We start from the raw sequence: 20,992 nt of genomic DNA, 5'->3' as shown, positions 1-20,992 counted from the left end.
CTCATCCCTTGTCGACGACGACGTCGAGATCGATGTCTGGACCCAGAACTGACCGCGCACGCTCACCGAGGAAGTCTGCCGAGGCCTGGTCGGACGCGCTCAAACGGAGCCGTGACACCGGATTGCCCTCGTCCGAGATGACAGCCGCATATCGCCGCATCTCGTCGTCGAACTCAGCGAGCACGACCCGCTCCCCGAACGCGCTCGCCGTCCCGTCGTAGGGCGAGTTCCCCGGCATCCCCGTGTACTTGACCTCGACAGCAGTGACCGTATCGGGGTCGAGGACGACATCGTCCGCCCAGATGGACACGTCCCTGCTGGTCAGCCGGGTCTCCAGGTCGGTCCCCGTCACCGCCCGCTGATGCACCGCCCAGGGCGCCCGGCTACCGACGTGCTGCCGGTTCGCCAGGTTCGACTGGAGGTCGTCCAGCCACCGCGCCCGCACCGTCGGGTCCCACCACCGCGACCCCGCCGCGTACAGCCGCCGCCCCGCCCCGCCGGCCGCGCCGAGGTCCTCCGCCAGCCGCACGCTCCGCAGCCCGCGCGCCGCCCATCCCGCGCCCCCGCTGACGGCGCTGATCGCGAGGTCCGGCGCCGCCTGCCCCCACCACTCACCGGGCCGGTCGCGGAGCAGGTCGGTCTGGAGCAGGCCCGCGCCGGTGGTGAGCGGGTCGTGGGTGAGGCCGTCCCACGTGCCGACGACCCCGTCGACCAGGGCGGCGGCGTCCTCGGCGACGCCGTCGGGGTCGATCAGCGACCGCGCCGCGCTGTAGTCCCAGGCCAGCGCGGCGATCCCGGTGACCCACGACCAGATGCCCCGCCCGAAGTCGCCGAGGTGCCAGCGCCCGTCGGGCAGCCCGTCGCCGAGCTCGTCGAGCACGGCGGCGGTGGCCTGCGCGGAGGTGGCGACCCGTGCACGTGCGGAGGCCAGCACGTCCTCGGCGAGTGCGCGGTGGCCGGAGCCTGCGTCGTCGGTGCCCTGCACCGAGCGTCCGCCTCGTGGCGCACCGACCGTGCAGGTCAGCGCCTCGGCGTCCCGCAGCGTGCAGCCCTGGGCGTAGAGGCGGACGGCGACCTCGGCGCGGCCGTGCGCCCAGGTGATCGTGTCCGCGTGCTGCCGCAGCGCTGTGCCGGTGATCGCGTGGATCTGGCCGACGGTCTCGACGGCGGTGACGTACTGGGCACGGCGGGCGGTCCAGCCATCGGCGGCGGTGCCCGTCCACAGCGCGGGGTGCGCGACGCGCAGGTCGGCGGCGTGCTCGGCGAGGGCGCGGGACTGCCGGTCGAGGTGGTCGGCGTCGGTGTGCAGCGACTCGGGGCAGCCGTCGATCAGCAGCAGCGGATCGGTGCTGGTGGCCAGGGAGGCCGTCACGGGCCCGACCCGTCGAGGCCGCCGGCGAGCGCGCGTGCGCGGTCGGCCACTGCCAGGTCCACCTCCCGGTACGCGTCGGCGGAGCCGCGCAGCGCGTGACCGGCGTGCTCGACCTCCTCGGCGAGGCCGGCGAGCAGGTAGGAGAAGCGGTCCGACCAGCGCTGGGCGGCGTCGGTCAGCACGGGGCCGAAGCGGTGCGCGTGGTGCATCGAGCGCTGGTCGCCGAGCGTCGCCATCCGGTCCGCGGTCCCGAGCACGGCGTTGCCGGTCCGGTGCAGCGAGTCGATGTCGACCTCGTAGCCCGTGATCGTCAGCGTCCCGCCGGTCGGCGCACCCCTCGGACCGTCGCCGTCGTGCGCCGCACTGCTACTCATGCGTATCTTCTTGCATGAGGCGGAGCCTAGGGCAGATCACGCACGGCGATCGTCGATCTGCGTGGTGCCTCGGACAGGGTCCGAACGGGTCCGGCGACCCGCCTCAGTCCTCCGGCAGCCGCACCGCCGCCCGCGCCGCGCCCACCTCGGCCGCCCGGCGTGCCGCGTCCCAGCCGAGCTCCGCCCCGACCACGTCGCCCGCGAGCGCCAGCACCTCGTCCCCCGGGTCGCCCATCTGCCCGATCCCGGTGCGCCGGAGCAGCACGTCGGTCAGGTGCGCCGGGGCCTCGTACCGTGCGGCGTAGGCGGCGGTGGCCAGCGGCTCGCCGTCGGGGGTGACCGGGCGGCGGAGCAGCGGCTCCTGGCGCATGAGGTCGAGGACGACACCGGCCTCGGTGCCGTAGAGGCGGGTGAGCAGCCCGGCGGTGGCGGGGTCCAGGCCGTCACGCACGGCACGGGCCGCGTCGGCGGCGACCGCGTCGGGCAGGGAGCCGATCCCGCAGCCGTCGAGCGGGGTGCGGGCGGTGGCGGAGCGGCGCACGGTGGTGCCGAGGCGGTCAGCGAGGTGGCCGACGATCCGCTCGGCGAAGGCGCGGGCGTTGGTGTACTTGCCGCCGGTGGCGGTGACCAGGCCGGTGACGCCCTGGCGGGTGTGGTCGACCAGCTCGGAGGCGCGGGAGGCCGTGTAGGTGTCGACGCCGGCGGCCTCGGTCAGCGGGCGCAGGCCGCCGTAGGCCGCGGCGACGTCGTCGATCGTGAGGCGGATCCCGCCGGTGTTGCGGGTGTCGATCGACGCGAGGAAGTCCTCGATCGAGCGCCGGGTCAGCCGCCAGTCCTCCACCGGTCCGCGGTACGGCGTCTCGGTGGGCCCGACCAGGCTCATGCCCCGCCAGGGCGCGAAGGAGAAGTGCCCGTGGGCCTGCACGGTCAGCACCATGACCTCGCTCGGCACCCGCGTCACCAGGTAGATGCCCTCGGAGCGCACGGCCGGCTCGGGGCCGGCGAGCACGGCTGTCTCCGGCGCGGCGGTCAGCAGATCGCGGGCCCAGGGACCGGTGGCGTTGACGGTGACCCGTGCCCGGATCGATCCGGGGGAACCGGAGACCAGGTCGGTGACCTCGGCGCCGACCACCCGACCGCGCTCCACGACCAGCCGGTCGGCACGGGTGTACGAGGCGATCCGGGCGCCGGCGGCCACCGCGGAGCGCAGGAACGCGAGGGTCAGCCGCTCCGGGGAGAGCGACATGGCGTCGTGGTAGAGCAGGCCGGAGCGCAGGTCGGTCAGGCCGTAGGCGTCGAGCTCGGCACGGCCGAGGCGGCGGTGCGCGGGGATCCTCGCGTCGGGCGCGGAGCCGAGGTTGCGGTCGGCGGACAGCAGGTCGTACGCCAGCAGCCCGGCGTGCTCGACCAGCCCGGGGTCGGGCAGCACGATCGGCAGCGGGGTCACCAGGTTCGGGGCGATCCGCAGCAGCGTGCGGCGCTCGGCCAGCGACTCGCGGACCAGCCCGACCTCGAGCTTCTTCAGGTAGCGCAGCCCGCCGTGGATCAGCTTGCCGGTGGCCGCCGAGGTGGCCGCGCCGAGGTCGCCCTTCTCGACCAGCGCGACGGACAGCCCGCGGCTGGTGGCCTCGTGGGCGAGCGCGGCCCCGGTGATCCCCCCGCCGACGATCAGCACGTCGACGGTGCCGCCTTCGTCGAATGTCGAGCGGACGAGCCGGGTGGCGGTCACCGGGCGGCCGCCGCGATCCGGCGCAGGAACCGCCGGCGCTCGCTCTCCACGTCCAGCAGCCCCAGCCGCAGGATCCGCGCGCAGGTGATCCAGCGTTCGACCTCCGCGCGGGTGAGCCCGCTGGTCGCCAGGTACCGCGCCAGGTAGAACCGCAGCACCAGCCGGCGCGAGGCCGCGTACAGAGCGAGCATCAGCGGCGGGGTGCCCGGGAACAGCTCGACCTCCCGCATCAGCACCACGGACATGGCGACGTCGGCGGCGGCCGCGCCCCGGCTGGCGGCCTGCCAGTCGATCACCACCGGCCCGCCCGTGTGCTGGAAGACGTTCTGCGGGTGGAAGTCGAGGTGCAGCACGCTGTCCCCGTCGGGCAGCCCCTCCAGGTAGGCGCGCAGCCGCTCGCGCGTGGCGAGGTCGAGGGTGCGCAGCCGCGGGGTGTCGAGCATGAGCACCGCGAGCGCCCGCACGTCGGGCAGCGCGTCGGTGCGGGCGGCGTGCACCCGGGCGTGCAGGTCGGCCAGGGCGCGGGACATCGCCGGGAGCCGCAGCGGGTTCTGCTCGGCCTGCCGCGCGAGATTCGGCCCGTCCAGCCGCTCGAAGACGATCCCGGGGCGGCCGTCGAGGTCACCGGTGCCGAGGCACTGCACGCTCGGCACGCCGAGCGCGTGGATCAGCGTCGCGGCGGCGGCCTCCTGCGCGATGGCGGCGGGGTCCTCGTCCGGCGGGTACACCTTGATCGCGGTGCCCGCGCCGTAGGCGTAGACCTCGGAGGTGCGCCCGTGGCCGAGCAGGGCGCCGGCGGGGGCGCTCACCGCTGCACCGGCCGGGTGGTGCCGTACCTGAGCGCGGTGGCCGCCTCGATCACGCCCTGCTGCTGCTCCGGCGTCAGCGCCCGGGGCTGCCCGACCGCGAGCGCCCGCCAGTGCAGGTCGCACAGCCACTCGGTCAGCTCGGCGTTGCGCACGGCCGCCGGCAGGTCCGCGCCGAGCGCGACGACGCCGTGGTTGGCCATCAGCGCGGCGAGCCGTCCGTCCAGCGCCGCCCCGACCGCCTGCGCCAGCGCGGGGCTGCCGAAGGTGTGGAAGGGCGCGACCCGCAGCGTGCCGCCGAGCAGCAGCTGCGTGTAGTGCAGCACCGGCACCTCGTCCACCAGCAGCCCGAGCGTGGTAGCCATCCGCGAGTGGGTGTGCACCACCGACCCGACCTGCCCGGGTGGCGCCGCGCGGTAGATCCCCAGGTGCAGGCCGCTCTCGGAGGTCGGCTCCAGGTCGCCCACGACCACGTGACCGTCCAGGTCGACCACGGTGACCTCGTCGACGGTGGCGGTGGCGAGGATGGATCCGGTGGCGGTCAGCGCGACCAGGTCGTCCAGCCGGGCGCTCACGTTGCCGGCGGTCCCCACCACCAGACCGGCGGCGGCCAGCCCTCGCGAGGCCTCGGCGACCGCGGCGCGCAGGTCCTGCAAGGTCGACGTCATCGTCATGACGAGTAATCTGGGTGCAGACCAAACCAAAGTCAAGTCTGATTCGAGGATCGATGACCGTCTGGCAGGACGTCCCGCTGCGCCGCTCCCCGACGCAGGACCGCTCACGGGACAAGGTCGCCCGGGCGCTGGCCGCCGCGGACGCGATCGTGCGCGAGCAGGGCGTCGCCGGCATCACCCTGACCCAGGTCGCCACCCGCGCCGAGGTCAGCGTCGGCGCCCTGCACCAGTACCTGCCCGACCGCGAGGCCATCGTCGCCGCCCTGGTCTGGCGCTACCACGCCCGGCTCGAGGCCCTGCTGACCGAGGCGATCACCGCCGCCCGGCAGGCGCCCGCCGCCGACGGCGACCCGGTGGACCGGCTGATCGACGCGGTCGTGCAGGTCTACCGCGAGGAGGAGTCCGCCCGCTCGCTGCGACTCTCCGCCGACGACCCCGCGCTCGCCGACGCGAGCCGCGCGCACAAGCAGCAGATGGCCGCCGGCCTCACCGAGCTCGCCGGGGCCCTGGGCATGACCACCGACGTCGACAGCGGCCGACCGGTCGCCACCGTCGCCTTCGTGGCCGCCGACGCGGTGCTGCACGAGGCGTTCGCGGCGCCGGAGCCCGAGCGCGCGGCCCTGCTGGACGAGCTGCGGCTCCTGGTGCGGCGGTACCTCGCGGGCTGACGGCGGCTCGCCCGCCCACCCCCGTCGGACGAGCCGCCCGGGCGGCGCGGTGTCTCACCGCGCCGCCCACCCGGGCACAGGTCCTCCCCGCGGGACCTCTGGCGTACCCGGGACGTCGTCGGACGTCAGCCCGGAGCGGGGTCGTGGACCCCTCGTCGTGGTGCGGCCACCGTGGTCCTTCCTCGGACGACGATCTCGGCAGCGGGAGCATCGCTCCACCGCCGCCGGGCGGCCTGCTGCACCCGGACGACCGCACTCTGGCACGGGTCCGGTGACGCCGCGACCGGAACGCGGTGCTGCCGGTCAGACCCCGCGCTGCTCCCGGTCGGCCGCCCGCAGCCACGCCGGGGCGTCGACGCCCAGCCGAGGGTCCGTCGGCTCCGGGTCACCCAGCCCGTCCAGGTAGGCCCGGTCCGCCGCCAGCCTCGTCACCAGGTCACCGATCGACCCGTGCCCCGGCACCACCACGCCCAGCCCGTACCGGCCCGCCCACCCGCCGATCCTGTCCAGCACCGCCCGGTACCCGTCCACCGGGCCGTCCAGCAGCGGCACCTCCACGTCGGACAGCAGGTCCCCCGCGACCAGCACCCCCGCGTCGACCGCCGCGAGCACGCTGCTCCCGGCGCAGTGCGCGTCGTGGGTCAGCACCCGGACCTCGGGGCCGTCCCAGTCCAGGACGTCGCCGCCCGCGGCCGCGCCCGGGAACGGCACCGGCGCGATCGTCGTGACGCTCGCGAGCGCCGCCCCCGCACCCGCCGCCTCCGGGTCCGCGTCCCGCTGCGCCTCCGCGCGCTCCCGCCAGCCCGCGCTCGGCGCGGACCCCGCCCAGCGCGGCAGACCGTCCAGCCCCGGCCCGTCGAGCAGGTGGTCCCAGTGCGGGTGCGTGGACCACACCGCCACCGGCCGCCACCCCCGGCGACGCAGGGTGGCCGACAGCCCGGCCACCTCGGCCGCCGTCACCGCGGGGTCGACCACCAGGCAGCGCCCGCCGTCGCCGAGCAGCACCGTCGAGGTGGTCGCGTAGACCGCCGAGGTCGCGACGTGCACGCCGTCGGCGACCTCGATCAGCGGTCGGTCGGCGATCGGGCGCACGATCCCCAGGTTAGGTGAACCTCGAGCCGGTCCTGCTCGGCAGCGACCTCCGGCGATCAGCACCGTCACGTCACCCCCTCCTCCCCGGGGCGCGTCGGTCGCGCCCCGGGGAGCTCGACGACGCAGCCCCGCGGGACCCGATCAGTACGTGAAGCGGGACACCCGCGCGCGCAGGTCCTCCGAGGTGCGCGCGAGCTCGCCGATCGAGTCGCCCATCTGCCCGAGGGTCCGCGAGGACGTGGCCGCGGCGGAGGCGACGCCGGTGATGTTGTTCGCGATCTCCCCCGACCCGGTCGCCGCCTCCGCCACCGACCGCGACATCTCCGTCGTGGTCGCCGTCTGCTCCTCCACCGCGGACGCGATCGTGAGCTGGTAGTCGTTGATCGACGCGATGATCGCCGAGATCTCCCCGATCGCCCCGACGGCACCGGTGGTGTCCGCCTGGATCGCCTCCACCCGACGCGCGATGTCCTCCGTCGCCTTCGCCGTCTCCGACGCCAGCTCCTTGACCTCGCCGGCCACCACGGCGAACCCCTTGCCCGCCTCACCGGCACGGGCGGCCTCGATCGTGGCGTTGAGCGCCAGCAGGTTCGTCTGCTCCGCGATCGAGGTGATCACCTTCACCACGTTCCCGATCTCCAGGCTCGACGCCCCCAGCCGCGCCACCTGATCGTTCGTCACCGCCGCGGCCTCGGTGGCCTGACCGGCGACCTTCGCCGCCGAGGACGCGTTCTGCGCGATCTCCCGGATGCTCGCCCCCATCTGCTCCGCACCCGCCGCCACCGTCTGCACGTTCCGCGACACCTGCTCCGCCGCAGCAGCCACCACCCCCGCCTGCGCCGACGTCTCGTCCGACCCCGCCACCACCTGCGTGGACGCTGCCGACAGCTCCTCCGCCGCCGAGGCCACGGTCTGCGCGGTCTCGACCACGCCGGAGATCACCTCGCGCAGGCTGCCCTGCGCGCGGTCCATCGCGCGGGCCATGTCGCCGAGCTCGTCGCTGCTGGTGACGTGGGCGGCGACGGTGAGGTCGCCGGCGGCCATCGCGTCGAGCGCGTCCCGCACCCGCCCGGCGTCCCGCGCCAGCCGACGGGAGACGACCAGGCCGACCACCACGACGACCGCGAGCCCGACCAGCAGCACCACGACCACCGTGATCAGCGTCTGCGTCACCGTCGAGGCGGCCGCCGCCGAGTCCGCGTCCGCCGTCGCCGCGACCGCGGTGTTCTCCGCGGCGATGGCGTCGGCAGCGATCGTGGTCTGCGGCAGGATCTCCGCCCGGTACAGCGCGGCAGCGCCGGTCACGTCACCGGAGTCCGCCAGCGGGAACAGGTCGTTCTCGGCGATGTCGACCATGGTGTCCCAGGCGGCGTCGAAGGACGTCCACGCCTGACGGTCGGCCGCCGAGGAGTCGTAGGCCGCCTGCTGCTCCTCGATCGTCGCCACGTAGTCGTCGAGCTGCTCGCGCAGGTCGGCGCGCACCTCGTCGGAGGCCGCGGCGTACTCGACCATCCGCGCGCGTCCGGCCTGGAACGCCCGGGACAGGTCGCTCACCTGGCCGAGCTGCACCACGCTCGCGCTGGTCCGGTCGACGTCCTCGCGGAGCTGGGTCAGGCCGAGCGCGGCGGCGGCGACCACGACCACACCGACCAGCCCGGACGCCACGAGCAGGCCGAGCACCTTCCCGGCGATCGTGAGGCGGAGGCCGCGGCGGCGCGGCGGGGAGACGTCGGACGGGTGGCTCATGGTGCTCCTGACGGGTGAGCCGCATCCGGGCACACGTCGGCGACCGGCCTACGGGGTGGGGTCTTCACCCACCCCATCGGTCGGCCCCGAGACCCGTTGATCACCCGCCAGCGTGAAATACCCGGGGTATCGGACGTTCGTCCTGCTCAACGGCCCGTGGTCGTCGGGATCCGGGCAGCGGGGACGCGCGGCCGCACGAACCCGGCCAGCAGCACCCCCGCCACGCAGCACAGCGCGGTGGTGAGCAGCGCCCGGTCCAGGCCGACCGCGTCCGCCACCCAGCCGACCACCGCCGGGCCGGCGAGCATCCCGGCGTACCCGACACCCACCACCCGGGACAGCACGGTCCCGCGCCGGGCGACCGACAGCGCACCGGCGGCGGTGAACAGCTGCGGCACGATCCCGGAGATCCCGAGCCCGAACACCACCCACCCGGTGATCGCCAGCGGGAACGTCGGCGCCAGCACCACCGCCGCGATCCCCACGGTCGCCAGCGCGGACCCCGCCCGCACCACGACCACCGGGCCGACCCGCGCGACCACCCGGTCGACCGTCAGCCGCCCGACCGTCATCGCGGCGGCGAACGCCCCGTAGGCGAGCGAGGCGACGGACTGGCTGACCCCCAGGTGCTCCACCGCGTGCAGGGCGCTCCAGTCGGTGGCGGTGCCCTCGGCCAGGTTGAGCAGGAACGCCAGGCTCGCCAGCGCGACCGCGGGCCCGAGGATCGACCCCTCCTCCACGCCGGTCGTCGCGACCGGCTCGGGGGCGTCGGCGGTCCCTGCGATGACGTCCGGACCGATCAGCCCGGGCACGCTCACCGCACCGATCGCCGCCGCCGCGACCGAGGCGGTGCCCAGCGCCACCAGCAGCGGCGCGTCCACCGCGTGCAGCACCGCGCCGAGGCCCGCGCCCAGCGCCCCCGCGATCGAGAAGAACCCGTGGAACGCGGCCATGACCGGCCGGCCGTAGGCGTCCTGGATCGTCACCGCCTGGTCGTTCGCCGCCACGGTGATCGATCCCGTGCCGACGCCCAGCAGCGGCAGCGCGAGCGCGAGGTGCCACGCCTCGGTGGCGAGCGCCGGCAGCACGATCGCCACCGCGATCACCGCCACCGCCAGCCCGGCCACCCGTCGGCTGCCGTACCGATCGGTGATCCACCCCGCCGCCTGCATCCCGAGCACCGAGCCGGTGCCGAGCAGCAGCAGCATCAGCCCGAGCGTGCCGGTGGACACCCCGGTCCGCTGCTGGACCGCCGGGATGTTCACCACCCACAGCGCCATCGCGAGGCCGGTCAGCACGAACAGCCCGGTGTTCGCGACCCGCCGTCGGCGCCACGTCAGATCCGCCATGCGTACGAACGTACATCCGATCCGACTCTTGTGTACGTTCGTACGCAAGAACTACCCTCGCCGCATGACGACCGACTACTTCGCCGGAGACCCCCGCAGCAACCGCGAGCGCATGCTGGCCGGCGACCTCTACATCGCCGACGACCCGGAGAGTGAACGCCTCGCCCAGCGCGGCGTCCGCCTCATCCACGACTACGAGACCACCTACCGCGACGACCCCGCCGCCGCGCGCCCGATCCTGGCCGACCTGCTCGGTGACCTCGGCGCGGACGCCCACGTCAAGCCGCCGCTGTTCGTCGACTACGGCGAGAACATCCGGATCGGCGCCCGCACCTTCGTCAACTACCACCTCACCGCCCTCGACGTCGCGGCCATCACCATCGGCGAGGACTGCCAGATCGGCCCGAACGTGCAGCTGCTCACCCCGACCCACCCGGTCGACCCGCAGCCCCGCCGGGACAAGCTCGAGGCCGCCCAGCCGATCACCATCGGCGACAACGTCTGGCTCGGCGGCGGCGTGATCGTCTGCCCCGGCGTCACCATCGGCGAGAACTCCGTGATCGGCGCCGGATCGGTCGTCACGCGCGACATCCCGGCGAACGTCGTGGCTGTCGGCAACCCCGCCCGGGTGATCCGCGAGATCATCTGACCCATGCCCCGCACCGCACCGGCCGCACCCCCCGCACCGCGCACCCGCCGCAGCGACCCCGGCCGCCGGGACCGGATCATCGACGTCTGCATCGGCGTGATCGCCGCCCACGGCGTCGACGGCACCTCGCTGCGCCGGGTCGCCGAGGCCGCCGACGTGCCGCTGGGCTCGATGACGTACCACTTCACCGGCCGCGAGGAGCTGCTGCGCGAGGCGTTCACCCGCTTCGCCACCCGGGTCAGCGACCGGTGGGCCGCACGCCTGGCCGAGATCCCCGCCGACGACCCCGAGGCGGGTGTCCGCGCGGTGATCGCCCTGATCACCACGGACACCCACCCCGACGCCGACGAGCTCGTGCTCACCCACGAGCTCTACACCCTCGCCGCCCGCGACCCGCGCTACCGCGAGCTGACCAACGCCTGGATGCGCCGCAGCCGGGCGGCCCTGGAGCGCGTCTTCGACCCCGCCACCGCACGGATCGTCGACGCGCTGATCGAGGGGCTGTCGATCCACCGCGCCCTGGACACCGCCGCCCCGGTGGACGCGGACGTGGAGACGGCGGTGCGGCGGATCACCCGCACGGACTGATCCGCCGCCGGTCCGGCGTCAGACCAGCGTGACGACGACCTTCCCACTCAGCCCGCCGCCCTGCGCGAGGGCGTGCGCCTGCGCGACCTCCTCCAGCGGCAGCACCCGGTCCACCCGGGGCTGATAGGCGCCGGCGGCGCCCAGCGCGGCGGCACGCTCCAGCAGGTCGGAGCGGTTCTCCGCGTACACGTGCCGCACCCCGAGGGCGGCGGCACCGGGGGCGTCCGCAACGGTGGTCACGCGGTCGACCGAGCCGACGATCGCCACCAGGTCGGCCAGCGACCCCGACGCGGCGGTGTCGAGCGCGACGTCCACGCCCTCCGGCGCCAGCGCGGCGACCCGCTCGGCCAGGCCCTCGCCGTAGGTGGTCGGCGCCACGCCGATCCCGGTGAGGAAGTCGTGGTTGCGCTCCCCGGCGGTGCCGATCACGCGGGCCCCGGCGGCGACGGCGACCACGGCGGCCGCGCTGCCCACCGCCCCGGCCGCACCCTCGATCAGCAGCGTCTTCCCGGCGAGGTCGCCCAGCGGCTCCAGCCCGAGGATCGCGGTGGCCGAGGCCAGCCCGGCGGAGGCTCCCTGCTCCGGGGTCCACCCCTGCGGCACCGGTGCCCACGCGGTGAGCACGGCATGCTCGGCGGTGGTGTCGGCGAGCCCGCCGAGGCCGAACACCAGGTCGCCCACGACCACGCCGGTGACACCCTCGCCCACCTCGTCCACGATGCCCGCGGCGTCGCGGCCCGGGGTCACCGGCAGGTCGAGCGGCATGACCTGGCGGGCGTAGCCGGCGCGCAGCTTCCAGTCGACCGGGTTGACGCTGGCCGCGAGCACGCGGATACGGATCGCGCCGCCGGGGGCGTGCGGCTCCGGGATCTCCTCGATGCGCAGGACCTGCGGGTCGCCGTACTCGTGATAGCGCGCTGCGCGCATGGTGGTGCCTCTTCCGGGACGGGGGTCGCCGCAGATGCTTGCGGCGGAAAGTCACGCTAGGTCGGGGTACTTTCCGTGTCAAGTGACGTACGCTGTGCGCGTGACCGAGCCCGACGCCGCCCTGCGCCACGACGAGGACCGCGCCTGGGCGCTGCTGGTCGGCGTGATGACCTGGCTGCCCGCCGCCCTCGATGTGCGCCTCGCCGCGATCGCCGACGTCAGCCACGTCGAGTACCAGGTGCTGCTCTGGCTCTCCCGCACCGAGGACGGCGCCCTGCACATGTCCCGCCTCGCCGACACCGCCTCGGTCACGCCCTCGCACCTCACCCGGATCGTCACCCGCCTGGAGAAGCGCGGCATGGTCGCCCGCTCCCCCGACCCCCAGGACGGCCGCTACACGCTCGCGCGCCTGACCGAGCAGGGCGTCGCCACCGTCGCCGGCACCGCCGACGCCTACGGCACCGCGGTCCGCGAGCTCGTGCTCGACCGGCTCGGCCCGGATCAGGTGCACCACCTGGAGCAGATCGCCGCGACGATCCTCGGGCAGGTCAAGCCGGAGTGCCTGGCCGCCCACGGCTGAGGCAGGCACTGGCAGACCCTGTCACGCGCCCCGACGCGGGTGTGTGCTGTCCGCATGAGCACCATCCCCACGTACACCCTGAACAACGGGGTCACGATCCCCGTGGTCGGCCTCGGCGTCTTCCAGACCCCGCCGGCCGAGACCACCGCCGCCGTCGAGCACGCCCTGAGCACCGGCTACCGGCACGTCGACACCGCCGCCGCCTACCGCAACGAGCGCGAGGTCGGCGCCGCGATCCGCGCCTCCGGCATCCCGCGCGACGAGGTCTTCCTCGAGACCAAGATCTGGGTCAGCGACTACGGCTACGAGCAGACCCTGCACGCCTTCGACCTCGCCACCGGCAAGCTCGGCCTCGACACCATCGACCTGCTGATCCTGCACCAGCCCGCCGTGCACGAGTTCGACCGCACCGTCGGCGCCTACCGCGCGCTGGAGAAGCTGCTGGCGGACGGCGGCGTGCGGTCGATCGGCGTCAGCAACTTCACGCCCGCCTCCCTCGACCGGCTGCTCGCCCAGGTCGACGTGGTGCCCGCCGTCAACCAGGTCGAGCTGCACCCGTACTTCACCCAGCAGGCCACCCGCTCCGCCGACGACGCCCACGGCATCCTCACCCAGGCGTGGTCGCCGATCGGTGGCATCACGTTCTACGGCGGCTACGACGGCCCCGGCAGGAGCACCCTGACCGACCCGGTGATCGGGGAGATCGCCGCCCGGGTCGGCCGCACCCCCGCGCAGGTCATGCTCCGCTGGCACCTCCAGCAGGGCCGCCAGGTGATCCCGAAGTCGACCAACCCCCGGCGGATCGCGGAGAACCTCGCGCTGTTCGACTTCACGCTCACCGCCGAGGACCTCGCCCGGATCGACGCGCTGGACACCGGCATCCGCTCCGGGCCCGACCCCGACGAGCCCCAGCCCGGCTTCTCCGCCTGGTCCCCGCACTCCTGACCTGCGGCGGGCCGGTCGTCGTCCACCCCGGCGACCGGCCCGTACCGTCGTCCCCATGACGACGACAGCGACCCTGGCCGACGGCACGGAAATGCCGCAGATCGGCCTCGGGGTCTACCAGGTGACCCGGGCCGGCGTGTGCGAGGCGGCGGTGCGCACCGCGCTCCAGGCCGGCTACCGCCTGCTCGACACCGCCGCCGTCTACGGCAACGAGCGCGCCGTCGGGCGCGGGATCGCCGCCTCCGGCGTCCCCCGGGACGAGATCCTGCTCACCACCAAGATCTGGCCCTCGGACTACGCCTACCCGCGCGCCCGCGCCGCGATCACCGCCGCGCTGGACCGGCTCGGCACCGACCACGTCGACCTGATGCTGCTGCACCAGCCCGTCGGCGATGTCCCCGGCGCCTGGCGCGCCCTGGAGGAGGCCGTCGACGCCGGCACGATCCGTTCCCTCGGCGTCAGCAACTTCTCGGCGGACGACCTGCGCACCCTGCTGCGCACCGCCCGCGTCCGCCCGGTGGTCGACCAGGTCGAGCTGCACCCCTACTGGCAGCAGGCCGACCTGCTCCCCTTCCTGCGCGCGGAGGGGATCGTGCCCGAGGCCTGGTACCCGATCGGCCACGGCGCCACCGACCTGCTCGCCGAGCCCGCGATCACCGCGGCCGCCACCCGCCTCGGCCGGAGCCCCGTCCAGGTGATCCTGCGCTGGCACGTGCAGCACGGGTACGTCGCGATCCCTCGGTCCACGAACCCCGCGCACATCGCCGCCAACCTCGACGTCTTCGACTTCGCGCTGTCCGAGCAGGAGATGGCCGCGATCGACGCCCTCGGCCGGGACCGCCCGCTGATGCGCACGCCCCGGTGGGTGCTGTCCGGCGTGCAGCGGTTCATCCGGCCCCGGCAGCTGGCCTGAGGCGGGCGCGCCCAGGACGCGCCCGCCGTGCGCCCCGTCCGCGGCTAGCCGCGCGGGTCCTGCCGGTACGCCCGGCGGTACGCCGCCGGCACCGGTGCCTCCGCCCGCACCGCGCGGGCGGCGCGCAGCGCGAAGTGCGGGTCGCGCAGCATCTCGCGGCCGACCAGCACCACGTCCGCCTGACCGGTCAGCAGCACGTGCTCCGCCTGCATCGGGTCCACGATCATCCCCACCGCACCCGTCGGGATCCCGGCACGCTCACGGATCGCCGTCGCGAACGGCACCTGGTAGCCCGGGCCGACCGCGATCGACGCCAGCACGTTGCCCGCCGTCGACACGTCGACCAGGTGCACCCCGTGCTCGCGCAGCCAGCCGGCGACCTGCACGCTCTCGTCCAGGTCGGCGCCGCCCTCGGTCCACTCCGTCGCCGACATCCGCACCACCAGCGCCGGCCCGCTGCCGACCTCGGCGCGGATCGCGTCCACCACCTCGATCAGCAGGCGCGCCCGGTTCTCCAGCGATCCGCCGTACTCGTCCTCGCGCCGGTTGCTCAGCGGCGAGAGGAACTCGTGCAGCAGGTAGCCGTGCGCTGCGTGCACCTCCAGCAGCTCGAAGCCGGCGTCGACCGCCCGTCGCGCGGCCGCCGCGAACGCCTCGACCACAGCGGTCAGGCCTGCCGCGTCCAGCGCCTGCGGCACCCGCATCCCCTCGAACGGCACCGCCGAGGGCCCGACGATATCCCAGCCGCCCTGGTCCACCGGCACGCTGCCGTTCTTCTGCTCGGTACCCCACTCCGGCCACGCGCTCGCCTTGCGACCCGCGTGCGCGAGCTGGATGCCGGCCACCGCGCCCTGCTCCCGGATGAAGGAGGCGATCGGCGCGAGCGCGTCGCGCTGCTCGTCGTTCCACAGGCCCAGGTCCTTCGCCGAGATGCGCCCCTCCGGCACCACCGCGGTCGCCTCGACGATCACCGCGCCCGCGCCGCCCCGGGCCATCGACCCGTAGTGCACCAGGTGCCACGGCGTCGCCGCGCCGTCCTGCTTCTCCACCGCGTACTGGCACATCGGCGGCACCCAGATGCGGTTGCGGACCTGCACCTCGCCCAGGGTGATGGGCTCGAACAGCTCTTGGGACACGACGACCTCCGACAGTTACGGCGCGTGCGCAACTGTTGCGCACGCCTGGTACATAGTTGCACACGCGCGCTATCGGCGTCAGACTGGTACCCTCGCGGCGGAAGCAGGAGGTGTGGCATGGCAGCCCCGGACACTGCGGTCGAGATCCGCGCGCACGGTTGGCGACGGCTCGTCGCCCTGCACTCGTTCATCGACGTCGCCCTCGAGAAGGAGCTCCAGCAGGCGCACGGCCTGTCCGTCGTCGAGTTCACCGTGCTCGAGGCCCTCGCCCGGCAGGCCACCTGGCACATGCGCATGCAGCAGCTCGCCCGTGCCGCCGCCCTCTCCTCCAGCGCCACCACCCGCCTGGTCAACCGCCTCGAGGAGCGCGGCCTGCTGCGCCGCATCCTCTGCGAGGACGACCGCCGCGGCATCTACACCGAGCTCACCGACGCCGGCCAGGCGCTGCTCGCGCAGGCACGACCCACGCACGACCGGGTGCTCGAGCTGCGGCTGGACGAGGCGGAGCAGGTGCCGGAGCTGCGCGGGCTGGCCGCGTCGTTCCTCGCCTGCGAGGAGGAGCCGGCGGGGGTCTGACGCACGGTGGACGGCTGACGGCGGTCAGACTGCGACGCCGCCCGGACGACCGACGGATCTGCCCAGCCCGAGCGCGAGCCCGGTGACGAACCACGCCACCGCGAGCACCGCCGCCACGACGTCGACCGGCTCACGCAGCGGCCAGAACCAGATCGAGGGGTCGTTCGCCTGGCCGAACACCCCCGTCAGCAGCGCCACCACCACCGGCGCCGAGGGTGCCGCACGGGACCCCAGCACTCGACGCGCCACGAGCCCGACTCCCGTGAAGCCGACCAGGTTCCGTGCTCCCGCCACCAGGAGTGGCTCTCGCGTGAACACTCCTGCGGCCAGGAGCACCGCGACACCGAGGAGCACGAGGAGGACGCACGTCGTCCGGTCCAGCAGGGTCAGCGGGCGCGTCGCCGACCTCTCGACGTGATCGCCGGACCCGACGAACGCCCCGACGACCGCCAGTGCCGCGCACGACGGCAGCAGCAGCGCAGCCGGCACGCCCAGCGTCACGCCCCCTCCCAGGTTCGGCACGGGAAGCGGCACCCCTGACCAGAGCACCGTCAGAGCGCAGACGACGACGACGACCGGAGCCACACGCCCGAGATAGCGCGCCGTGGCGTACCAGGTCACGAGCCCAGGCCCGGAACGTGCTCGGGGTCGCAGGTGAGGACCGCGTCGCCGACGGCGCGCAGCCAGGCGGTCACCTCGGCGTCATCCGACGACCAGAGCTGCAGGAACGCGTCCGTCGGGTCCGTGCCGGTCAGCTCGCGGACGCCCTGGGTGCCGTCCTCGACCGGCCGGCCCTGGGACTCCAACGTCGTCCGGGTGGCCCACCAGAGCGCCCCGAGCTGCTGAGCGTCGTAGAGCGTGCTCGCCGACTCCGGCGCGATCGGACCGCGCCCCTGAGCCGCCGCGTCGAGTCGCTCGACGCAGCCGTCGGACAGGCGGGGGAATGCGGCCGCGCCGACCGAGGCGACCAGCTCATGATCGCTGGCACCGGCGCTCATGGCGAAGAACCGCTCGCCCGCGGCCTGGTCGGCGCGCTCGTCCTCGGTGAACGACGTCGGCACGTCCAATGACATCGCCTCAGCCACCGCCGCCACGGGCGGAGCCGTCAGCCGGAGCAGTCGGTCGACCTCGGCGGCGTGCTCCGGCCACACGCAGATGTCGGGGGCGGTGGTCGACCCGGCGCACACCAGGTCACCACGCCTCGCGGACGTCGGGTCGTAGCCTCGGCCCTGCACCAACGACACCGCCAGGACGAGGCACAGCGTCGTGGCGACGGCCCCGATGGCGAGCGGCCCCCGGCGCGGTGGAGCGACGAGGAGCGCCGCAGACAGCGCGACGACGGCCGTCGCGGTGGCGACCACCGCGATCACGACGGACATGTCGAGCGTACGGCTGATCTGGCAGCAGTCACGGATGACGACGAGGTGCCGCAACCAGGTGGGCTCCAGCGCCGGCGGGAAGGCGAGCACGTAGTACCAGCCACCGATCGCCACCGGCAGCGCGATCAGGTCCCGCAGGTGCCGACCGAGGGCCGCACCTGACACCGCCGCCGCGACGATCATCGCCGCCGATGCGACCAGCGGGCGCGGGTCGGGCACTGTCCAGAACCCGTAGGTCGACATCGCCGCGAGGACGCTCGCCGCGATCCCCGACAGGCCGGCGACGACATGCGGCCAGATCAGGTCCGCGACGACGACGACCATCGATCGACCACGCGGCCGCGCCCACCATCCGGCACGGCGCAGGCGCCCGACCGACCAGGCGGCACCCGCCGCCACGACGGGCGCCACCACCACCACGCTCGAACCACCCAGCGTCGCCACGGCGATCGAGGACGGGTCGAGCACCGTGCCGTCGACGAGCAGGATCGCGACTCCGAGCACGATGCACAGCGGAAGGGTCCATGAGGCGCCGGACGTGGCCCAACGCGCCGAAGGCGTCACGAGGGCACCGTGTCGAGCACGAGTCGGTACGCCTCTTCGGCGCGCCTGGCCTCGGACTGCCCGTCAGCAGGCGCGAGGAACTCCTCCAGCGACCCGTCGAAGGCGATCCGGCCGTCCAGCAGCACCACCACGTGCTCGAACAGGTCGCCGAGATCGTCGACCTGGTGCGTCGAGACGACCACGCTGCGGCCGCTCGGAAGCTCCTGGAGCACGGACCGGAACCGGGCGCGCTGCTGCGGGTCCAGCCCGGAGGTGGGCTCGTCGAGCAGCAGCACGTCCGGATCGACGACCAGCGCCTCCGCGAGACCGACCCGGCGCAGCTGCCCACCGGACAGCTCGGACACCCGCGTTCCGGCACGATCAGCCAGGCCCACCCGCTCGAGCGCCACGTCCGCGCCCGCCAAGGCCCCTCGTCGCGACATCCCGTGGAGCCAGCCGGCATAGGCGACCTGCTCGCGCACCCGCAGGCCGGCGACCGCAGCGACGCGTTGTGGCATCCATCCGACGTCGCCGACGCGGACGCTGCCCTTCGTCGGGAGCAGCGCCCGCGCGCCGAGGGCGAGCACGGTCGACTTGCCGGCCCCGTTCGGTCCCAGCAGCACGGTGCGGCCTGGTCGCGGGGACCAGGTGAGACCGTCGATGACAGGAGGGCGACCACGCCGATAGCCGAAGGAGATGTCGTCGTAGTGCAGCCCGTGCGGGCGCGCCTGCGCCGAGCCGTCCGGAGAGCGAGTCATGCCGCAGGTCTCAGTAGGCGACCGCGACCGTCGACGCGTAGAACTTGTCGTCGGCACGGTCGCTGCCGTTGATCCCGGTCAGCGTGAACCGGTACGTCGCCGCACCGAGACGTCCCCAGTTTCCGGTCGCCGAGCTCGAGCAGTAAAGCGACTTCCGCCCCATGTTCTGGTCGGGAAGAATGCCGTTGCGCTTGCTCACCTGAATCGTGGCGTAGCTGAATCCAGGCAGGACGTCGTACCGGCAGCCGCCCAGCTTGACGGTGGTCGACACGGCGTCGGTGTTCTTGTCGGCCCAGTCGCGCGACGAGATGCCAGGCAGCCAGCCCGAGATGCTCGAGTTGAAACCGCCCTCCGCCAGCGCGACGCCCGCCCCCGCCAGCAGCAGCGAGACGGCGACCGACAGCGATGCTGAGACCCGTGCGATTTTCATGATGCCCCCTGATTCGATTGTGGACGTCGATTCGTGACGCCACGTTGCTTTTGACACAACATTCCTATCAGCGCATCGCGTGCAGCGCAGGCAGTTCCTGGGCCGACTCTGTGACCTGAGTCACACCGCATCGCCGTGTGCGGGGGCGGCGGTACGGGGCCGGCGCTGTCCCGCGGGCTGCCGGACATGCAAGAACCCCCGGCCGGATCACTCCGACCGGGGGTTCCCGGGATGTGTGCGCGAGGGGGGATTTGAACCCCCACGCCCTTTCGGACACTGGCACCTGAAGCCAGCGCGTCTGCCGTTCCGCCACTCGCGCGCTGGAGAAGATTAACACGATCCGGACCACCCCCCTGACATCGCCCCTGCCAGCGCCCCCGCCAGGACCCGCCGCACGCACCTCGCGCACGATTCCCTCGCCCGACCCTCGCCCCGCGACGACCCGCCGGAGCCCCCGCGTGGCTACCATCTACCGCAGAAGTCGCACGTCCCCCCACGTGCGACGCTGACTGACGCGCGGTGAAGGAGGTGATGGCGTGGGCATCCTCGACCGGTTCGAGCACGGGGTCGAGCGGGTGGTGAACACCGCCTTCGCCAAGGCGTTCCGCAGCGAGGTCAAGCCGGTGGAGCTGGCGAGCGCGCTGCGCCGCGAGGTCGACGACCGGGCCGCCGTGGTGGGCCGGGACCGCACGGTGGTGCCGAACGAGTTCACGCTGGAGCTGTCCCCCGGGGACTACGACCAGGTGGAGGCGTGGGGCGCGGAGGCGCTGGCCGACGAGCTGGCGGCGAACGTGACCGAGCACGCGACGGGTCAGCGGTACGCCTTCGTGGGTCCGGTGACGGTGGCGTTCCACGAGTACGAGGACCTGGAGACGGGTCGGTTCCGGGTGCGTTCCGCGACGGTGCGGGGCACGGCGGCACCGGCGACGTCGTCGGCGCCGAGCCCGCGGCACCCGCTGATCGACATCGACGGCCAGCGGTACCTGCTGACCGGGCCGGTCACGGTGATCGGTCGCGGCTCGGAGGCCGACATCGTGGTGGACGACCCGGGGGTCTCCCGGCGCCACCTGGAGATCCGGGTCGGGCCGTCGGGCGTGGTGGCCTCGGACCTGGGGTCCACCAACGGGTTGTTCGTGGAGGGACATCAGGTCCCTGCGGCGACACTCCTGGACGGGAACACGTTGACGATCGGTCGGACCCGCATCATGTTCTGGACGGGCGACGGCGACGGCGGACAGGAGCCGGGCGAGTGAACGCAGGCACATGAGTGAGCTGACCGTCACTCTGCTGCGGCTGGGGTACCTGGTGCTCCTGTGGGCCTTCGTGCTGTCCGCGATCGCCGTGCTGCGTCGCGACCTGTACGGCACGCGGATCGTGAGCCGTGCCCGCAACGCGAAGGCTGCGGCCCAGGCACCCGCTGCGCCGGCCCCGCGCGAGGACCGTCCGCGGGGACGCACCCGCGCCGCCGGTCCGTCGCGGCTGGTGGTGACGGAGGGCCCGCTGCGCGGGACGACGCTGCCGCTGGGCTCCTCGGCGGTGCTGATCGGCCGGGCGCCGGCGTGCACGCTGGTGCTGGACGACGACTACTCCTCCTCGCGGCACGCGCGGCTGTTCGCCGAGGACGGTCAGTGGTACGTGGAAGACCTGGGGTCGACGAACGGCACATTCCTCGACGACCAGAAGGTCACCTCGCCGGTGGCGGTGCGTCCCGGCGGACGCGTCCGGATCGGCCAGAGCGTCCTCGAGCTGCAGGGGTGA

23 protein-coding genes and 1 tRNA gene are annotated in these 20,992 nt (G+C 74.0%); 9 read left to right on the top strand and 15 right to left on the bottom strand.

All coding sequences use genetic code 11. The annotated features are described in order from the left end of the window. Position 1: 1 nt before the first annotated feature. The 5 genes from ACZ5HG_RS00250 to ACZ5HG_RS00230 form a co-directional block, all read right to left on the bottom strand. On the bottom strand, positions 2–1,372 hold the full coding sequence (locus ACZ5HG_RS00250; protein WP_464179466.1) for a putative T7SS-secreted protein: 1,371 nt from the start codon (positions 1,370–1,372) through the stop codon (positions 2–4). Beyond that, a complete protein-coding gene (locus tag ACZ5HG_RS00245; protein WP_464179464.1) occupies positions 1,369–1,746 on the bottom strand; it encodes a hypothetical protein in 378 nt (125 codons plus the stop codon). The genes ACZ5HG_RS00250 and ACZ5HG_RS00245 overlap by 4 nt, the downstream gene beginning before the upstream one ends. A gap of 103 nt (positions 1,747–1,849) precedes the next feature. Then, on the bottom strand, positions 1,850–3,475 hold the full coding sequence (locus tag ACZ5HG_RS00240; protein ID WP_464179462.1) for a glycerol-3-phosphate dehydrogenase/oxidase: 1,626 nt from the start codon (positions 3,473–3,475) through the stop codon (positions 1,850–1,852). Beyond that, complete coding sequence (locus ACZ5HG_RS00235; RefSeq protein WP_464179460.1) at positions 3,472–4,284, bottom strand: phosphotransferase family protein; 813 nt, start codon at positions 4,282–4,284, stop codon at positions 3,472–3,474. Before ACZ5HG_RS00235 ends, ACZ5HG_RS00240 begins: the two co-directional genes overlap by 4 nt. Continuing rightward, entirely contained in the window at positions 4,281–4,955 is a 675-nt protein-coding gene (locus tag ACZ5HG_RS00230; RefSeq protein ID WP_464179458.1) for a class II aldolase/adducin family protein, read from the bottom strand. Before ACZ5HG_RS00230 ends, ACZ5HG_RS00235 begins: the two co-directional genes overlap by 4 nt. A 53-nt stretch (positions 4,956–5,008) precedes the next feature. Between ACZ5HG_RS00230 and ACZ5HG_RS00225 the strand changes: the two genes are divergently transcribed. Then, positions 5,009–5,623 (top strand): TetR family transcriptional regulator, encoded by a 615-nt coding sequence (locus ACZ5HG_RS00225; RefSeq protein ID WP_464179456.1) that lies wholly within the window; start codon positions 5,009–5,011, stop codon positions 5,621–5,623. Between the two features lie 303 nt (positions 5,624–5,926). On the opposite strand, the gene ACZ5HG_RS00220 is transcribed toward ACZ5HG_RS00225, so the two are convergent. The 3 genes from ACZ5HG_RS00220 to ACZ5HG_RS00210 form a co-directional block, all read right to left on the bottom strand. Then, positions 5,927–6,715 carry an MBL fold metallo-hydrolase gene (locus ACZ5HG_RS00220; RefSeq protein WP_464179454.1) on the bottom strand — a complete coding sequence of 263 codons (789 nt, stop codon included), beginning with the start codon at positions 6,713–6,715 and terminating at the stop codon, positions 5,927–5,929. Positions 6,716–6,856: 141 nt separating this feature from the next. Next, positions 6,857–8,461: a methyl-accepting chemotaxis protein gene (locus ACZ5HG_RS00215; RefSeq protein WP_464179452.1), complete on the bottom strand. Its 1,605-nt coding sequence runs from the start codon at positions 8,459–8,461 to the stop codon at positions 6,857–6,859. Between the two features lie 146 nt (positions 8,462–8,607). Continuing rightward, positions 8,608–9,810: an MFS transporter gene (locus ACZ5HG_RS00210; protein WP_464179450.1), complete on the bottom strand. Its 1,203-nt coding sequence runs from the start codon at positions 9,808–9,810 to the stop codon at positions 8,608–8,610. Positions 9,811–9,874: 64 nt separating this feature from the next. Between ACZ5HG_RS00210 and ACZ5HG_RS00205 the strand changes: the two genes are divergently transcribed. Next, positions 9,875–10,459, top strand: coding sequence for a sugar O-acetyltransferase (locus ACZ5HG_RS00205; RefSeq protein WP_464179448.1), 585 nt, complete (start codon positions 9,875–9,877; stop codon positions 10,457–10,459). A 3-nt stretch (positions 10,460–10,462) separates the two neighbouring features. After that, positions 10,463–11,047 carry a TetR/AcrR family transcriptional regulator gene (locus tag ACZ5HG_RS00200; RefSeq protein ID WP_464179446.1) on the top strand — a complete coding sequence of 195 codons (585 nt, stop codon included), beginning with the start codon at positions 10,463–10,465 and terminating at the stop codon, positions 11,045–11,047. Between the two features lie 18 nt (positions 11,048–11,065). Here the strand turns inward: ACZ5HG_RS00200 and ACZ5HG_RS00195 are convergent, their stop codons facing one another. Beyond that, a complete protein-coding gene (locus ACZ5HG_RS00195) occupies positions 11,066–11,974 on the bottom strand; it encodes an NADP-dependent oxidoreductase (RefSeq protein WP_464179444.1) in 909 nt (302 codons plus the stop codon). 100 nt (positions 11,975–12,074) lie between these two features. On the opposite strand from ACZ5HG_RS00195, the gene ACZ5HG_RS00190 reads away from it, so the two are divergent. The 3 genes from ACZ5HG_RS00190 to ACZ5HG_RS00180 are packed head-to-tail and all read left to right on the top strand — an operon-like array spanning position 12,075 to position 14,412. Then, entirely contained in the window at positions 12,075–12,554 is a 480-nt protein-coding gene (locus ACZ5HG_RS00190) for a MarR family winged helix-turn-helix transcriptional regulator (RefSeq protein ID WP_464179442.1), read from the top strand. 54 nt (positions 12,555–12,608) lie between these two features. Beyond that, entirely contained in the window at positions 12,609–13,499 is an 891-nt protein-coding gene (locus ACZ5HG_RS00185) for an aldo/keto reductase (RefSeq protein WP_464179439.1), read from the top strand. 55 nt (positions 13,500–13,554) lie between these two features. Further along, positions 13,555–14,412 carry an aldo/keto reductase gene (locus ACZ5HG_RS00180; protein WP_464179437.1) on the top strand — a complete coding sequence of 286 codons (858 nt, stop codon included), beginning with the start codon at positions 13,555–13,557 and terminating at the stop codon, positions 14,410–14,412. A 44-nt stretch (positions 14,413–14,456) separates the two neighbouring features. Here ACZ5HG_RS00180 and ACZ5HG_RS00175 read toward each other — a convergent pair whose 3' ends face one another. Further along, positions 14,457–15,548 carry an NADH:flavin oxidoreductase/NADH oxidase gene (locus ACZ5HG_RS00175; protein WP_464179435.1) on the bottom strand — a complete coding sequence of 364 codons (1,092 nt, stop codon included), beginning with the start codon at positions 15,546–15,548 and terminating at the stop codon, positions 14,457–14,459. Between the two features lie 117 nt (positions 15,549–15,665). On the opposite strand from ACZ5HG_RS00175, the gene ACZ5HG_RS00170 reads away from it, so the two are divergent. Continuing rightward, positions 15,666–16,124 carry a MarR family winged helix-turn-helix transcriptional regulator gene (locus ACZ5HG_RS00170; protein WP_464179433.1) on the top strand — a complete coding sequence of 153 codons (459 nt, stop codon included), beginning with the start codon at positions 15,666–15,668 and terminating at the stop codon, positions 16,122–16,124. Positions 16,125–16,148: 24 nt separating this feature from the next. Here the strand turns inward: ACZ5HG_RS00170 and ACZ5HG_RS00165 are convergent, their stop codons facing one another. From ACZ5HG_RS00165 to ACZ5HG_RS00145, 5 genes are all read right to left on the bottom strand, one after another. Continuing rightward, the gene (locus tag ACZ5HG_RS00165; RefSeq protein ID WP_464179431.1) at positions 16,149–16,646 is read right to left on the bottom strand and encodes a hypothetical protein; all 498 of its coding nucleotides are present in this window, start codon (positions 16,644–16,646) and stop codon (positions 16,149–16,151) included. Positions 16,647–16,741: 95 nt separating this feature from the next. Next, on the bottom strand, positions 16,742–18,007 hold the full coding sequence (locus ACZ5HG_RS00160) for a DUF7224 domain-containing protein (protein WP_464179429.1): 1,266 nt from the start codon (positions 18,005–18,007) through the stop codon (positions 16,742–16,744). A 56-nt stretch (positions 18,008–18,063) separates the two neighbouring features. Further along, the gene (locus ACZ5HG_RS00155; protein ID WP_464179427.1) at positions 18,064–18,804 is read right to left on the bottom strand and encodes an ATP-binding cassette domain-containing protein; all 741 of its coding nucleotides are present in this window, start codon (positions 18,802–18,804) and stop codon (positions 18,064–18,066) included. 10 nt (positions 18,805–18,814) lie between these two features. Continuing rightward, a complete protein-coding gene (locus tag ACZ5HG_RS00150; RefSeq protein WP_464179425.1) occupies positions 18,815–19,234 on the bottom strand; it encodes a hypothetical protein in 420 nt (139 codons plus the stop codon). Positions 19,235–19,470: 236 nt separating this feature from the next. Next, positions 19,471–19,553 (bottom strand) — tRNA-Leu (locus ACZ5HG_RS00145). Between the two features lie 217 nt (positions 19,554–19,770). Between ACZ5HG_RS00145 and ACZ5HG_RS00140 the strand changes: the two genes are divergently transcribed. Together ACZ5HG_RS00140 and ACZ5HG_RS00135 are read left to right on the top strand one after the other, a co-directional pair. After that, positions 19,771–20,487, top strand: coding sequence for an FhaA domain-containing protein (locus ACZ5HG_RS00140; RefSeq protein ID WP_464179423.1), 717 nt, complete (start codon positions 19,771–19,773; stop codon positions 20,485–20,487). A 10-nt stretch (positions 20,488–20,497) separates the two neighbouring features. Further along, positions 20,498–20,992 carry an FHA domain-containing protein FhaB/FipA gene (locus ACZ5HG_RS00135; RefSeq protein WP_464179421.1) on the top strand — a complete coding sequence of 165 codons (495 nt, stop codon included), beginning with the start codon at positions 20,498–20,500 and terminating at the stop codon, positions 20,990–20,992.

The sequence above is a fragment of the Cellulomonas sp. GTC20042 genome, assembly GCF_055389595.1.
This window is presented reverse-complemented; position numbering and strand designations above follow the sequence as displayed.

What these genes read in the sequence shown, in the direction of transcription:
- ACZ5HG_RS00245 (WP_464179464.1), bottom strand. Translation starts at nt 1,746, where the DNA reads ATGAGTAGCAGTGCGGCGCACGACGGCGACGGTCCGAGGGGTGCGCCG.
- ACZ5HG_RS00230 (WP_464179458.1), bottom strand. Translation starts at nt 4,955, where the DNA reads ATGACGATGACGTCGACCTTGCAGGACCTGCGCGCCGCGGTCGCCGAG.
- ACZ5HG_RS00225 (WP_464179456.1), top strand. Translation starts at nt 5,009, where the DNA reads ATGACCGTCTGGCAGGACGTCCCGCTGCGCCGCTCCCCGACGCAGGAC.
- ACZ5HG_RS00215 (WP_464179452.1), bottom strand. Translation starts at nt 8,461, where the DNA reads ATGAGCCACCCGTCCGACGTCTCCCCGCCGCGCCGCCGCGGCCTCCGC.
- ACZ5HG_RS00210 (WP_464179450.1), bottom strand. Translation starts at nt 9,810, where the DNA reads ATGGCGGATCTGACGTGGCGCCGACGGCGGGTCGCGAACACCGGGCTG.
- ACZ5HG_RS00205 (WP_464179448.1), top strand. Translation starts at nt 9,875, where the DNA reads ATGACGACCGACTACTTCGCCGGAGACCCCCGCAGCAACCGCGAGCGC.
- ACZ5HG_RS00200 (WP_464179446.1), top strand. Translation starts at nt 10,463, where the DNA reads ATGCCCCGCACCGCACCGGCCGCACCCCCCGCACCGCGCACCCGCCGC.
- ACZ5HG_RS00195 (WP_464179444.1), bottom strand. Translation starts at nt 11,974, where the DNA reads ATGCGCGCAGCGCGCTATCACGAGTACGGCGACCCGCAGGTCCTGCGC.
- ACZ5HG_RS00185 (WP_464179439.1), top strand. Translation starts at nt 12,609, where the DNA reads ATGAGCACCATCCCCACGTACACCCTGAACAACGGGGTCACGATCCCC.
- ACZ5HG_RS00180 (WP_464179437.1), top strand. Translation starts at nt 13,555, where the DNA reads ATGACGACGACAGCGACCCTGGCCGACGGCACGGAAATGCCGCAGATC.
- ACZ5HG_RS00170 (WP_464179433.1), top strand. Translation starts at nt 15,666, where the DNA reads ATGGCAGCCCCGGACACTGCGGTCGAGATCCGCGCGCACGGTTGGCGA.
- ACZ5HG_RS00155 (WP_464179427.1), bottom strand. Translation starts at nt 18,804, where the DNA reads ATGACTCGCTCTCCGGACGGCTCGGCGCAGGCGCGCCCGCACGGGCTG.
- ACZ5HG_RS00150 (WP_464179425.1), bottom strand. Translation starts at nt 19,234, where the DNA reads ATGAAAATCGCACGGGTCTCAGCATCGCTGTCGGTCGCCGTCTCGCTG.
- ACZ5HG_RS00135 (WP_464179421.1), top strand. Translation starts at nt 20,498, where the DNA reads ATGAGTGAGCTGACCGTCACTCTGCTGCGGCTGGGGTACCTGGTGCTC.